This window comes from Marinobacter algicola DG893, assembly GCF_000170835.1.
In the GTDB taxonomy this organism is placed as follows: Bacteria; Pseudomonadota; Gammaproteobacteria; order Pseudomonadales; family Oleiphilaceae; genus Marinobacter; species Marinobacter algicola.
Map to the genome: position 1 here is coordinate 41,244 of NZ_ABCP01000011.1, position 12,286 is coordinate 53,529.

Genomic DNA, 12,286 nt, shown 5'->3' on the forward strand with positions numbered 1-12,286 from the left:
ATCATGGCGCAGAAGACGCAACTGCAGCAGTTCTACATCCCTGAAGAGCAGTCGATCTATCTGCTCAGCCATGACGATGCCAAGAAGCTCAAGGACTGGGTGGCGCTCTGCGCCGCCCAGCTCCGCCAACTGGGTTACCAGGACATCGAACTGATCGGTAAAGGCGCCTACGGCTTTGTATTTGCGGGCCGCCTGCCACACCAGGACAGCACCAGCCCCGAACATGTCTTCAAATTCACCCGCATCAACCTTCCCCAACACCTGCAGGACCGCCTGGAGGATGAAGCCTACATCCTCGAGCAGGTCCGGCATCCCAGGGTGCCTCGCCTGGTTGCCTATCAACGGGCCCACAACCAACCCATCCTGGTAATGGAGCGTGCAGCGGGCCTTAACCTGGAAGAGGTGTCCCTGCGTGAGGGCCGGCTGAAGCCCCGACTGGTCATGCGGATTGCCGACCAGATTGCGGATATCCTGCGCAACCTGAGACGCGAGAACGGCCCCTCGGGGCGCCCCATCGTGCACGGGGACATCAAACCGTCGAATCTGGTGTTCGATGCCAGCACCGAGAACATCGCCCTGATCGACTGGGGCTCGTCGGTGTTCGCCCAGCTTGATGCCAACCAGCAGTTCCTCACCACCAACGTGATGGAACTGATGTCTGACAACCTGCAACAGACCAACGCCCGGTTGGGAGATGTCTACTTCATCGGTGAAGAACAGCTGAACGGTGGGCTGTCTTCCCCCCGCTTTGATGAACAGGGCGCTGCGGGCACACTGTATGCGCTGGCATCCGGTCAATCGTGCCGGTTCGGTCATCAGGCCATTCCCGCTGCGTCCCTCGGGCTGCCCATGGAGTTCGCCCGCATGCTCGACGGCATGCTATCCCCGGACCCACAAATGCGCAGAAAAGCTGGTGACCACTACCTGAACGAAATGCCGCGAATGGCACGCACGGTGATGATCGATCTCAAGGAACCACCGCTGGCCCCCATGGTCCCGGTGTGGACCCGGCCCTCAGACCACGAAATCGACACCGTCGTCTACAGCTCCCGGAAGTCTTTCCTGCGCCAGGAAGGCGCGCCGGAAACCCTCAATGATGTGAACGATGTGCAGCTGGACCGCTACTATAAAAATTTCATGCAAGGCATGGGCGAAACCGAGAAAGCCTTCCTGGCCGCCGTCAGCCGGCTGGGGCGATACCCTGTCGAAGGTGGGCTTGCCGTGCGCTGGGAAACTGATGGCGTGTATATCGACACCTCCCTGAACCTCCACGACCCCAGCCTGAAAACCGCCTTCATCCGCGCCGTCAACAACATGGTCTACCTGGCCCAGGCCATCTACCGACAGGGGATTTTCAAGAGCTGCCTGTTCAACGCCCGTAACACCCTGCACATCGACCGTGCCGAACCCGACCAGCCTTTCGAGCCCGAACCCGGCATGCAATTGAAATACGAAGTCAGCGCCGCGCCGGAAGTGGAAGACGAATCCCGGGTGCACTCCTACTTTGAAGACGGCCCCGATCCCGAGGAATTCCTGGTGCTGCCGCAAACCATCATCACCGCGCTGGAATCCCTCAACGACATCCACCACACCGGCATGATCATCTTCGAAGCCCTGCCCCGCCACCTCAAGATCCACAGCCATTACCGCCTGCTGGACCCGGACCGGGAGAGTGAATTCAGCCACCTGCTGGGCGAGATACTGTCCGCTGTTAATCAGATCACTGGCCTGGGTGTCTCGGGCTTTATGAAAATGCCCTACAAGGACACCCGTTTCTTCCCTCATATCGAACGGCTGCCGGAGCGTTACTACCCCAAAAATCCAAGGGCGAAGACCGGTTAATCGAAAGCTTGCCGCTGCATATATCAATACCAACAGGACTGGACAGAGCACCCCATCACACGTAAGATTGCGCACTCGAAATTGACGCACCTTGCATCGATTTCTTCCGCCCGTAGCTCAGCTGGATAGAGCGTTGCCCTCCGGAGGCAAAGGTCTCAGGTTCGAATCCTGACGGGCGGGCCATTAACATGGTAAATCAACATGTTACACTCTCGACCTCCCTGGTCACTTTCAACTCCGCAAACAAGAAGCACTCAAGCTCCAAACTAGGCAATGACCTTTGCCCAGATTCTGAAATTACGCTGTTTGGCACACGAAATTGAGCCTGTGTCCAAATTGTGGCCCCGGTGTGTCCATGCCTTTATGAGAATTGTCCTGTGTCCATGGTGTGTCCACGGAATTAGAGGCATTTCTTTCAGCAGAAAAATCTGACCCTTGCACTGAAACCGCAAACTCCTCATTTGGACACAAAAAACGCCAAAAGCGCTTAGCCCTTGAGCGCTCCGAATGCACGTGAGGATAACCAAGAACTTCCGTTTGAGACCGAGGGGTAGAACCCGTCACCTCGCTGCCCCCTCCCAACGTGACCCTGGAATAAGTGATCGACGCCACCGGCTTGGTATTCGGTTCTGCCGATTCTTTGGAGACCACGCCGGAACCCGATGTCAGAGAACTGGACGTCCTGCGTAATTCGATGGCACGTAACCATGCGCACCACTCTTTAATTCAATTGGGCCAACAGTGAGAGAACCCATGACTGACGTCTATCTCTGCCATCCCCGTCGCTCGGCCATTGGCCGTTTCGGCGGCACCCTCGCCAGCATTCGCCCGGACGATTTCGCCGCTCACATTTTCAATGCGGTACTGAAGCAGGTGCCGGAACTCGACCCGGCTGCCATTGATGAAGTGATGATGGGCTGCGCCAACTAGGCCGGTGAAGACAACCGGAACATCGCACGAATGCCTTCCCTGTTGGCCGGTCTGCCCACCTCCGTGCGCGGCACTATCTCAACCAATTGTGCGGGGCTGGCATGGATCCGTTCGGCACGGCCTCCCGCGCCATTCGCGCCGGCGAGATGAATCTAGTTTTGGCAGGCGGCGTGCAGTCCATGTCCCACGAGCCCTACGTGATGGGTAAGGCCGACTCGACTTACTCACGGGGACAGCCGGTTGAAGGCAACACTATTGGCTGGCGCTTTGTAAACCCGCTGATGAAGAAACAGTACGATATCGATTCCATGCCGGAAACGGCGGAGAAAGTGGCCGAGCAGTACCAAGTATCGCGGGAGCGATCAGGATTTATTTGCCTCCCGCTCACAGGAAAAGACCGCCCGAGTTCAGATAAAAGGCATCTTTATCGGGGAAAGCATGCCCATCTACATTCCGCGCCGAAAGCAGGACTCGCTAATATTTGACACCGACTAGCACCCTCGCGGGATTCCCTTGAAGAAGCCCGCCTCCCTGCCAACTCCGTACAGATACGGCGGCAGTGTGACCGCGGGCAGCGCTTCCGGTGTGAACGATGGCACCGGCCAGGGCATTGCAACAATCATCGAACGGGTCTGAAGTTACTTTCCGGGTACTCTGACCCAACCTTCCATCAGCACGCGCGCGCTTCTGCTCATAATCGCCTTTTCCACTACCCACTCCCCGTTTGACTCTCTGGCTTCGGCACCCACTCTCAGAGTGCCGGAAGGGTGGCCAAAACGCACCGACGTTTGGTTTCCACCCCCAGCAGCAGTATTTACTATAGTTCCCGGAATAGCGTGAGCAGCGCCGATGGCAACCGCAACAGTGCCAGGCATTGCATGGTGGAGCTTGCCCATTGAAAGGCCCCGCACCAAGAGGTCCACATCGTCGATGGTAATCCGTTTTCCGCTGGCTGCAACATAGTCCGAGGGCCCGGCGACAAATGCAATCTTAGGGGTATGCTGTCGGTTCTCCGCCTCCGCAAGCGTTTCCACCAGCCCCATCTGCAGCGCACCGTGACCACGGATAGATTCAAACATCGCCAGAGCTTGTGGATCATTGTTAATAGCGTCCTGAAGCTCTGTGCCGGTATAGCCGACCGCGTCAGCCTCGACAAAAATAGTCGGAATACCAGCAGTGATCATGGTCACCCGAAACTTGCCGAGCCCTGGAACGTCCAGCTCGTCGACTGGGTTTCCCGTCGGAAAAATGGCACCCTCATCACCGGCGGGATCCAGAAACTCCAGTGCAATCTTCGCCGCAGGAAACGCGACACCGTCCAGTTCGAAATCCCCGGTTTCCTGAACCTGGCCATCGGTCATCGGTACTCGGGCGATGATCGTTTTACCGATATTAGCCTGCCAGATGCGGACGGCTGCTACGCTGTTCTGCTCGAGAGTGTCAGCAGCGACAAGCCCGGCGCTGATGGCAAACGCACCTACCGCGGTAGTCAGGTTGCCGCAGTTACCGCTCCAGTCCACAAAGGCGCGATCAATACCGACTTGTCCAAATAAATAATCGACATCGTGGTCTGGCCGCTCGCTCCTGGAGACAATGACGGTTTTACTGGTGCTGGAGGTGCCATTTCCCAGACCATCAATTTGCTTCTGGTAAGGGTCGGGGCTTCCTATCACCCTCATCAACAAGGAATCACGAATGGGGCCTGGAGTCTGGGCGCCCTCAGGAAGGTCTTCAAGACGAAAAAACACGCCTTTGCTGGTGCCGCCACGCATATAAGTAGCAGGAATCCGAATCTGGGGTACGTTGGACATAGGAAATCTCGCTATTCAGTGCTCGAAAACGGTTTGAAGACTTCAAAATACAACCAAAGCCGTAGTTGTCAACAAACCTCAACCCTCGGTTGACTCATTCCTTATAAAGGAATACCGTTTCACTATAAGGGATGAAGTAGCAGCAACCAACATCTTTCAACGGGGTGTTTTTATCTCTACCTGCGAGGATCATGGCATGATTCCAGATATCAAAACCATTCTCTACGCTTCGGACCTGCAGGGGGCAACCTGGCCCTCAATGCGGCTCGCCTTCTCAATTGCCCAGCAATACAATGCGACACTGATCTACGCCCACGTCGTGAACAACGTAAAAGAGCTCAGGGATACCATCAAAGACTTTGAGATCAACAGTCGCATCGATATCCAGGAGATTCTCAAGCAGACACTGGAAAAGGCTGAGTCACGGATGAAAAGCAACGTGGAAAAGTTCGTGGCAGAGGAGTTTTCTGAATCAGGCTCTCCGGTTGAAGTCGATATCCGGGTTTTGGAGGGCTATCCGTCGCAGACACTTCTTTCTGTGGCGGAGAAGGAGCACGTTGACCTGATCGTAATGAGCAGCCGGAGTCATGGCACCTTTGGCCAGGTCCTGGGCTCTACGACGAACAAAGTGATGCACAACGGCAAGTTCCCGGTTCTGGTGATTCCCTATCACTGAACGACAGGCCCGGCGCATCCAAACGCCACTTGATCTCTTGAAGGTAAGTCTGACTATCTGATGTCCGTTATCGCTTATATCAAGCGGGAATTGCTCGATCGCAGCACTCTCTTCTTTACCGCACTGGCATTGTGTTCTGGCCTTGCTCTGTGGTGGCTCAGAGGGGAAGAAGCGTTTCGTGTCGCAGCCTACAGCAGCGGCATGTTGGTGCTGATGATTGCACCAATCATTCTGATTGCGATGGTCATAAGCTGTTACGTGCGGAAACTGCTGCCCACGAAGCATGTTGAGCGCTGGCTTGGCTCGGAAAGCGGCCTCCGCGGGCTGGCCGTTGCCATGCTGGGCGGCATGGTGACACCGGGCGGCCCCTTTGCTGCGTTTCCGCTGGTTGTCGGTTTTTATCGCGCCGGCGCTTCGTTCGAAATCTGCGTAGCGTACCTGACCTCCTGGACCGTGTTGGGGCTGAACCGTGTGCTTATCTGGGAACTGCCTTTTCTGGGTTTTGATTTCGTGCTGCTACGCCTGCTGATCTCCCTGCCATTGCCGATCATTGCCTGGATGCTCGCTAAACTCTTAACAAGACAACGCAATGCTTAGTGCCTATATAACCCTGATCATCGTCCTGGTTGGTTTGGCGCTGGTTGCCCAGCGCAAACCAGAGGTATCACACAAAGAAGTGATGTCCCAGGCCGTCGACAACACCTTACCTTTGCTGTTCCGCATACCGGCGGCCATTCTCGCTGGCAGCTTTCTCGCTGAGCTGATCCCACGAGAGCACATCATTGCATTGTTGGGGGAGGCGTCGGGCCTGGCAGGTATCCTTCTGGCTTCTGTTCTCGGTGGTTTTCTTCCGGGGGGCCCCATGATCGCCTTCCCGCTCCTTCTGGCGATGTTCAAAGCCGGAATGGGTACTCCCCAGTTGATCGCCCTGCTTACCGGATGGTTACTGCTCGCATTCCACCGCATAGTTGCGTACGAGCTACCCATGCTTGGCACCGAGTTTGTCAGACATCGACTGCTGGTCTGCCTTCCGTTACCCGTGATCGCCGGCGTTGCGGCGCAAAGCGTTGGAAAATGGTTATAGACCTTCCGAGACCATTACGATTGCTTGCTGCCCGGCATCATCGCTGAGACGCCTCCGTCGACAAACAGATCAGTTCCGGCAATAAAATCGGAGTCGTCAGAGGCCAGAAACAGGATCGCCTTTGCAAGGTCCGCAGGCACACCGGGACGACCACGCAAGTTGGAAACCGGGCGAGTCGGGTCAAAGTCATCTTTGCCAACCGGCGAACCGATCTTGTTAGGCACAACGCTGTTTACCCGGATATTGTGTGGCGCGAGCTGAATCGCCATCGAGCGGGTCAGGTTGATCACCCCCCCTTTTGCAGCCGTATACGCAATGGCCCGGTCCCGGCCGTAGTAACCCGATGTCGAGCTGACGTTGATGATCCTACCGTCTGCCGCATGTTGAACCATCGCCTGGGCCGCGTATTTACCAAACAGGAAAGGCGCCGTCAGCGTGATCGCAAGGGTGCGGTTCCACTCTTCGGCGGTAATATCAAAAATATGCTTGTTGTCGGACATGGCAACGTTGTTCACCAGGATATCCAGACCGCCCAACTGGTCGACGACCGCTGCGACGGTTGCTCGGATCTGGTCTTCGCTCGCCACGTCACAGATAAACGGTTTCGCCTGACCGCCGGAAGCAACGATATCGGCGGCTACTTTCTCCGCCCTTGATCGATCAAGATCCACCACCGCAATGGTGGCGCCTTCGGCGGACAGCACACGCGATACCTCTTCACCGATGTTGCGACCCGCGCCTGTGACTATGGCCACCTTACCTGACAGCTTCATGCCCTAACCTCCGGTTCAAATATTGGGAAAGCGATGGGATTGCCAAACTAAAAATCCAATGATTTACGATACACCGTTCCACATAAGAGAACAATCTAGGCATAATAGCGATTCACACATCCCGCCTGAACGCCCTATCCAGAGTTAGGTTGGGCACCTGAATAAGTGAGATTTCCGTGATTGGAGCTTTATTTGCGTTTCTAAGTGCCTGTCTGCAGGGCGTGAACAGCGCCTGTCTCCGACGTGGCGTACTGACCGGTAGCGCGTCTCAAGCCATGGCCATCACGGTGCCGATGGGCGTACCGCTGGCACTTCTGGCCGCCTGGCTCACAGGCCAGCTCTACCAGATGGATGAACTCTCCCGACAGGGCGCTCTGTTTCTGGCGGGCTCCGGCATTCTTCAATACGCCTGGGCCCGCTACTGGAACTACCGGGCGGTCGCTGCTTTGGGTTCTGTAGGTGCCGGCCCCGTTCAGCAGCTTCAGATGTGGATTGCCGTGGTGCTTGCGGTGGTGCTGCTTGATGAGACCCTCACCGTGCCCAAACTGCTTGGCATGTGCCTGGTGTTCATTTCCCCACTGATCATCGCAGTCAGCATAAAACGGCGAAACGCCCGACATGCGCAAATGGATCAAGCCGATTCGGATGAAGATCGGCGAGCAAGCGCCGCCCTGTTCAGGCCCAAAATTCTGATTGGATACGGCTGTGCGATTATTGCTGCGATTTCCTATGGTTCGAGCCCCATCCTGATTCGATCCGGCCTTGAAGGAACCAACCTTGGCATTCTGGGAGGCCTGATCGCCTACTCCGCCGCCACCATGACATTTATACTCTTCTCATGCCTGGCACCCGGACAAATCCGGCACATCCGCCAGACCGACCGCAAATCCGTGCCCTGGTACGCCATGGCCGGTGTGCTGGTTTACTGCGGGCAGGCGCTGTATTTCATGGCCTTCAGCCTTGCGCCGGTCACTGTCGTGGCCCCCATTCACCAGTTTTCCCTGGTGGCTCGGGTCTGCGCCGGTTATTTCATCAATCGCGATCACGAGGTGCTGACACCCACCGTTATTATGGCGGTTCTGCTGTCTTTCGCGGGCACCGTCATTCTTGCGGTCGATTGGCAATCGACGGGCTAGGGAACTGGCTAATGCATACAGGATCCACCATCCACCACCAGCGTCTGGCCGGTAATAAAATCGCTGTCCGATGACGAAAAGAACACCACAGCACCGAGCATATCCCCTGGCATTTGCAGGCGCGGGATTGCCCTCGTCGAGGCCGCAGAAGCGCGCCTCTGCCGGATTGCATCGTCCGGATTTTCTTCACTCATGGTGCTGCCCGGCGCAATGCAGTTAACGCAGACGCCTTCTTTTCCCAGTTCATTGGCGAGCGTCTTGGTAAACCCGAGAATGGCGGCTTTTGAGGCGACATAATGAATGCGGTTGTCAGCCCCCTTGAGGGCCGTACCCGAGCTGATATTAATGATTTTGCCGTACTGCTGATCGCGCATATAGGGTGCCACAGCGCAGGAAGACAACCAGGCACCTTTGACATTCACCGCCATCATGCGATCCCACTCTTCAGGATCAATCTCATCAAACGGCGCCCGAGACATGGGAACCGAAATAAAGATCGCGGCATTGTTAACCAGAATGTCGATGCGACCGAATTTTTCAGCCGCAAGCCTCGCCATCTCTTTAACGCTGTCCGGTTTTGTCACATCGGTGTGCACCGCCAGCGCCTCAAACCCTTCCTTTTCGAGTTCCTCTGCAGCGGATGTCGCCGCTTTGACATCGATCTCTGCAATCACAACACTTGCGCCTTCTTCGGCCAGACGTCTCGCATAGGCCCTGCCAATGCCGTGACCTCCGCCCGTCACAATGGCCACTCGGCCCTTCAATCTTGAACTCATGATCTGCTCCTTCGTTCATTCCTGGTAGACAAACACTGATAAGGCTCAGGCTATGGGCGCGACGGTATCCCCTACCGTGACTCGCTTGAGCAGCCTGCGCTCGTTTTCATTGAAATCGTTTCGGGCATGAAGCACACAGCGGTTGTCCCAGATCAGCGTGTCGCCCAGGCGCCAGCTGTGTTCATAGATAAACTCGGGGCGCTCACAGTGATCGAAGAGTTCGGCAAGCAGCGCTTCGCTCTCCGCCTCGGGCAGTTCCAGTATCCGGTCCGTCATCAGGCGGCAGACGTAGAGCGCTTTTTTGCCGGTCTCGGGGATAGTCCGGACCACCGGATGAACCGCTGAGGGTGAGTCTTTCGTTAGCTGTTTGTTGGCAGCGTTGGTTTGGCCGTATTGGTAGGTATTGAGTGCCGTGAGTCCCTCAAGTTTTCGCTTGGTTTCCTCGGGCAGCGCCTCGTAGGCCTGACACATGCTCGAAAAACGGGTTTCGCCGCCTTTGGAGGGTAATTCGATGGAATGCAGCACCCCAGCTTTGTTGGGTACTTTCTGGTGAATGCGGTCAAAATGCCAGAACAGCTCACCGTCCGGCAACGCGCCAAGTGCGGCTTCGCCCTCGCGAATGTTGGAGATCACCATGATTTCTGGCCGCGTGGCCAACGGGCTCATTTTGCGGGCGTTTTCGATCGAACCGAACGACTGCGCAAACTCAACCAGTTCGTCTTCCGTGACGCTGTGATCCCGGATGACCAACACGTGGTGCTTCAACCAGAGCTCGTTGAGCTCCTGCGCGTGCGCGTCATCAATATGCGTCAAATCCACGCCCCTGACCTCGGCTCCGAGTGCCGGTGAAAGAGGCAATGTCTGATAGGTCATTATTGTTCTCCAGTGTCAGAATCATCACTGCACCTGTGAACAAACCGGCGCACTTTTCGCCCAGTTTCCGTGCAGCTTTTCTTTGAAGAACTTTTAAGGTACACCGTTCCGCATAACAGAACAAGATGCGGCGGCCAAGCCGTCAAAAAAGCAGGTCGGAACGGGCGACGCCCTCAATAACCCGGCAAAAAGGTACTTGCCACTCGATCAGCAACGGCAACCAGCGCTTGTGCCGCCGGGCTCTCAGGTTTGTTTCTCAACCGAATCCGATGCAGGGGCCGTTTAAAGCGGTCTGGAAAATTGAGCACGTTTACCTTACCGACACTCAGGTGTTCCCGAGCCGCGACCGACGACACCATCGCAAGCCCCAGCCCGGCCGCAACGCTTTGCACCAGCGCGCCATTGCCGCCGACTTCAATCGTTCGGTCGACCTTTACGCCAGCCTGCTTAAGCAGGGCGAGCGTGACCGATCTCGTGCCGGAACCCTGCTCCCGCAAAACCCATCGCTCGGCATCCAGATCAGAAGCTTTCAGCGATTTGCGATTGAGCAATGGGTGGTCCGAGTGCGCCAGAATGACCAACTCATCCTCATGCCAGAACACCTCCTCAACCCGAGAGTCTTCTACAGAACCCTCGATAAAGGCGATATCCAGCTCGTAGGCCAGTAACCGTCGCTGAATCAGTTCCGTGTTTTCGCTGATAATCCGAACATCGATTGCCGGAAACTGCCGTAAGAACTCGGCAATCACGGGGGGGAGAAAGTAGGTCCCGATGGTTCGGCTGGCTCCGATGGTCAGGCTTCCGCGCTCCAACCCCTGCCGCCCCCGAAGATCGGCCATTGCAGACTGCTCCAGCGCAAAGATTGCGCGCGCGTGCTGGTACAGTTCAGCGCCCGCCTCGGTAAGCCTGACCTGCCCACCCCGACGCTCCAGCAAAGCCATCCCGAGTTGCTCTTCAAGTTCCCGAACCGCACGAGATACCGCGGGCTGACTGATGTGAATGGCCTCTGCGGCCCGGGAAAAACTGCGTTGCTCGGCAACACTGGCAAACGTGCGCAATAGGTGCAGGTTCATGGCGCTCTCACAGAAAGGCTCGTTAGTATGTGTTTATGTTATGGCTATATCAGAATTATATATTCGAATTATAGCAGCAGGTGACTTAGGTTATTTAGAACGGCCCGGAGTGTGACTGGGAGCAACACACTGGCCCCTATGAAATTCCGCAACCAGGTGATTCATGCTGCTGATCAACAATGACGACGTGTTCAAGTTACTGACCATGCAGGACTGCATTCGTGTTCAGGAGGAAGCTTTCCGGAAAATACCGACCGGGGGCGCCATCCATCGCCCCCGCATAGACATGTACATGCCCACGGATCAGGACGACAGCTATTACCGCTGGGGCTCCATGGAAGGTGCCAACGACGGCTATTTCGCCATCCGCATGAAGTCGGACGTCATCACCTGGCCAAGAACACCAGACGACAACTGGACGGAAGAAAAATACTGTCGGGAGCCTGGCACCTACTGCGGGCTGATCTTCCTGCTGAGTACCCGTAACGCCGAGCCGCTGGCCTTTATCAACGATGGCGCCCTGCAACATATGCGGGTTGGTGGCGGCGCTGGCATCGGCGCAAAATACCTGGCCCGGGAAGATGCGCACGTGGTGGGCATGCTGGGCTCGGGCGGCATGGCCAGAACCTATCTCGAAGCGTTTGCCGCAGTGCGGGATATCCAGCAGTGCAAGGTTTACAGCCCCAATCCGGACAACCGTGAGGCGTACGCGGACAAAATGTCCCGCAAACTTGGCATTGAGGTGATCGCAGTCGACTCGGCAAAGGAAGCGGTAACAGGGGTCGACATTCTGTCCAGTTGTACCACAAGCATGAAACCGGTCTACGACGCCGACTGGATAGAGCCGGGCATGCACGTGACCAATCTGAGCCGACGGGAAATCAGCGATAAGGCCATGGACAAGTTCGATGTGGTTGTTCGCCAGGGCACCGCAGGTCTGCAAATGCGGCAGACCGAACGCTTTCAGGCAGAGCGTGGGTTCAGCCCGGCCGCGTTTATCGGTGGCACCCCGGAACAGATGAAACTCATCCCCGAAAAAAACCCCGAGCCGGGTTTTGGTGGCGACAGCCCGGAATTCAAAGATCGCGGCAAAGGTGGCGACAAACCAGACTTTGCTGATCTGGTATCTGGCAAAGCCAGCGGCCGAACCCGTGCCGACCAGGTCACTTTCTATCGCAACGTGGGCAACCAGGGGCTTCAGTTTTCGTCGGTTGGCGGCTGGGTCTACGCCCAGGCCCTCGCGAGGGGCATGGGGCGTGAACTGCCAACCGACTGGTTACTCCAAGACATCCGGGACTGATTCCCGACACGA

At 56.5% G+C, this 12,286-nt stretch carries 13 protein-coding genes and 1 tRNA gene; 9 read left to right on the top strand and 5 right to left on the bottom strand.

Annotation, left to right across the window (positions count from 1 at the left end; all coding sequences use genetic code 11):
• The first annotated feature begins 3 nt into the window (after nt 1–3).
• The 4 genes from MDG893_RS09665 to MDG893_RS21315 all read left to right on the top strand — a co-directional run bounded on the left by MDG893_RS09665 (nt 4) and on the right by MDG893_RS21315 (nt 3,257).
• Nucleotides 4–1,842 (top strand): protein kinase domain-containing protein, encoded by a 1,839-nt coding sequence (locus tag MDG893_RS09665; protein WP_007153587.1) that lies wholly within the window; start codon nt 4–6, stop codon nt 1,840–1,842.
• A 106-nt stretch (nt 1,843–1,948) separates the two neighbouring features.
• Nucleotides 1,949–2,025, top strand: a tRNA-Arg gene (locus MDG893_RS09670).
• Between the two features lie 570 nt (nt 2,026–2,595).
• A complete protein-coding gene (locus tag MDG893_RS21310; protein ID WP_007153588.1) occupies nt 2,596–2,772 on the top strand; it encodes a thiolase family protein in 177 nt (58 codons plus the stop codon).
• 101 nt (nt 2,773–2,873) lie between these two features.
• Complete coding sequence (locus MDG893_RS21315) at nt 2,874–3,257, top strand: thiolase family protein (protein WP_007153589.1); 384 nt, start codon at nt 2,874–2,876, stop codon at nt 3,255–3,257.
• Between the two features lie 153 nt (nt 3,258–3,410).
• On the opposite strand, the gene prpF is transcribed toward MDG893_RS21315, so the two are convergent.
• A complete protein-coding gene (gene prpF, locus MDG893_RS09680; protein ID WP_007153590.1) occupies nt 3,411–4,583 on the bottom strand; it encodes a 2-methylaconitate cis-trans isomerase PrpF in 1,173 nt (390 codons plus the stop codon).
• Nucleotides 4,584–4,779: 196 nt separating this feature from the next.
• Between prpF and MDG893_RS09685 the strand changes: the two genes are divergently transcribed.
• The 3 genes from MDG893_RS09685 to MDG893_RS09695 are packed head-to-tail and all read left to right on the top strand — an operon-like array spanning nt 4,780 to nt 6,343.
• Entirely contained in the window at nt 4,780–5,259 is a 480-nt protein-coding gene (locus MDG893_RS09685) for a universal stress protein (RefSeq protein ID WP_007153591.1), read from the top strand.
• A 60-nt stretch (nt 5,260–5,319) separates the two neighbouring features.
• Entirely contained in the window at nt 5,320–5,856 is a 537-nt protein-coding gene (locus MDG893_RS09690; protein ID WP_007153592.1) for a permease, read from the top strand.
• Nucleotides 5,849–6,343 (top strand): hypothetical protein, encoded by a 495-nt coding sequence (locus MDG893_RS09695; protein WP_007153593.1) that lies wholly within the window; start codon nt 5,849–5,851, stop codon nt 6,341–6,343. Before MDG893_RS09690 ends, MDG893_RS09695 begins: the two co-directional genes overlap by 8 nt.
• 14 nt (nt 6,344–6,357) lie before the next feature.
• On the opposite strand, the gene MDG893_RS09700 is transcribed toward MDG893_RS09695, so the two are convergent.
• The gene (locus tag MDG893_RS09700) at nt 6,358–7,116 is read right to left on the bottom strand and encodes an SDR family NAD(P)-dependent oxidoreductase (RefSeq protein ID WP_007153594.1); all 759 of its coding nucleotides are present in this window, start codon (nt 7,114–7,116) and stop codon (nt 6,358–6,360) included.
• Between the two features lie 176 nt (nt 7,117–7,292).
• Here MDG893_RS09700 and MDG893_RS09705 point away from each other — a divergent pair, with 176 nt between their 5' ends.
• Nucleotides 7,293–8,252, top strand: coding sequence for a DMT family transporter (locus MDG893_RS09705; RefSeq protein ID WP_244264411.1), 960 nt, complete (start codon nt 7,293–7,295; stop codon nt 8,250–8,252).
• Between the two features lie 8 nt (nt 8,253–8,260).
• On the opposite strand, the gene MDG893_RS09710 is transcribed toward MDG893_RS09705, so the two are convergent.
• The 3 genes from MDG893_RS09710 to MDG893_RS09720 all read right to left on the bottom strand — a co-directional run bounded on the left by MDG893_RS09710 (nt 8,261) and on the right by MDG893_RS09720 (nt 10,974).
• Entirely contained in the window at nt 8,261–9,028 is a 768-nt protein-coding gene (locus MDG893_RS09710; RefSeq protein WP_007153596.1) for an SDR family NAD(P)-dependent oxidoreductase, read from the bottom strand.
• Nucleotides 9,029–9,073: 45 nt separating this feature from the next.
• Nucleotides 9,074–9,901: a TauD/TfdA dioxygenase family protein gene (locus MDG893_RS09715; RefSeq protein WP_007153597.1), complete on the bottom strand. Its 828-nt coding sequence runs from the start codon at nt 9,899–9,901 to the stop codon at nt 9,074–9,076.
• Between the two features lie 173 nt (nt 9,902–10,074).
• A complete protein-coding gene (locus MDG893_RS09720; RefSeq protein ID WP_007153598.1) occupies nt 10,075–10,974 on the bottom strand; it encodes a LysR family transcriptional regulator in 900 nt (299 codons plus the stop codon).
• A gap of 163 nt (nt 10,975–11,137) precedes the next feature.
• Between MDG893_RS09720 and MDG893_RS09725 the strand changes: the two genes are divergently transcribed.
• Nucleotides 11,138–12,274, top strand: a complete 1,137-nt coding sequence (locus MDG893_RS09725; protein ID WP_007153599.1) for an ornithine cyclodeaminase family protein — start codon at nt 11,138–11,140, stop codon at nt 12,272–12,274.
• Nucleotides 12,275–12,286: the final 12 nt, after the last annotated feature.

Excerpts from the sequence above, each read along its gene's own strand:
- MDG893_RS09665 (WP_007153587.1), top strand. The coding sequence starts at position 4 with ATGGCGCAGAAGACGCAACTGCAGCAGTTCTACATCCCTGAAGAGCAG.
- MDG893_RS09690 (WP_007153592.1), top strand. The coding sequence starts at position 5,320 with ATGTCCGTTATCGCTTATATCAAGCGGGAATTGCTCGATCGCAGCACT.
- MDG893_RS09720 (WP_007153598.1), bottom strand. The coding sequence starts at position 10,974 with ATGAACCTGCACCTATTGCGCACGTTTGCCAGTGTTGCCGAGCAACGC.
- MDG893_RS09685 (WP_007153591.1), top strand. The coding sequence starts at position 4,780 with ATGATTCCAGATATCAAAACCATTCTCTACGCTTCGGACCTGCAGGGG.
- MDG893_RS09725 (WP_007153599.1), top strand. The coding sequence starts at position 11,138 with ATGCTGCTGATCAACAATGACGACGTGTTCAAGTTACTGACCATGCAG.
- MDG893_RS21310 (WP_007153588.1), top strand. The coding sequence starts at position 2,596 with ATGACTGACGTCTATCTCTGCCATCCCCGTCGCTCGGCCATTGGCCGT.
- MDG893_RS21315 (WP_007153589.1), top strand. The coding sequence starts at position 2,874 with ATGGATCCGTTCGGCACGGCCTCCCGCGCCATTCGCGCCGGCGAGATG.
- MDG893_RS09695 (WP_007153593.1), top strand. The coding sequence starts at position 5,849 with ATGCTTAGTGCCTATATAACCCTGATCATCGTCCTGGTTGGTTTGGCG.
- MDG893_RS09715 (WP_007153597.1), bottom strand. The coding sequence starts at position 9,901 with ATGACCTATCAGACATTGCCTCTTTCACCGGCACTCGGAGCCGAGGTC.
- MDG893_RS09700 (WP_007153594.1), bottom strand. The coding sequence starts at position 7,116 with ATGAAGCTGTCAGGTAAGGTGGCCATAGTCACAGGCGCGGGTCGCAAC.
- prpF (WP_007153590.1), bottom strand. The coding sequence starts at position 4,583 with ATGTCCAACGTACCCCAGATTCGGATTCCTGCTACTTATATGCGTGGC.
- MDG893_RS09710 (WP_007153596.1), bottom strand. The coding sequence starts at position 9,028 with ATGAGTTCAAGATTGAAGGGCCGAGTGGCCATTGTGACGGGCGGAGGT.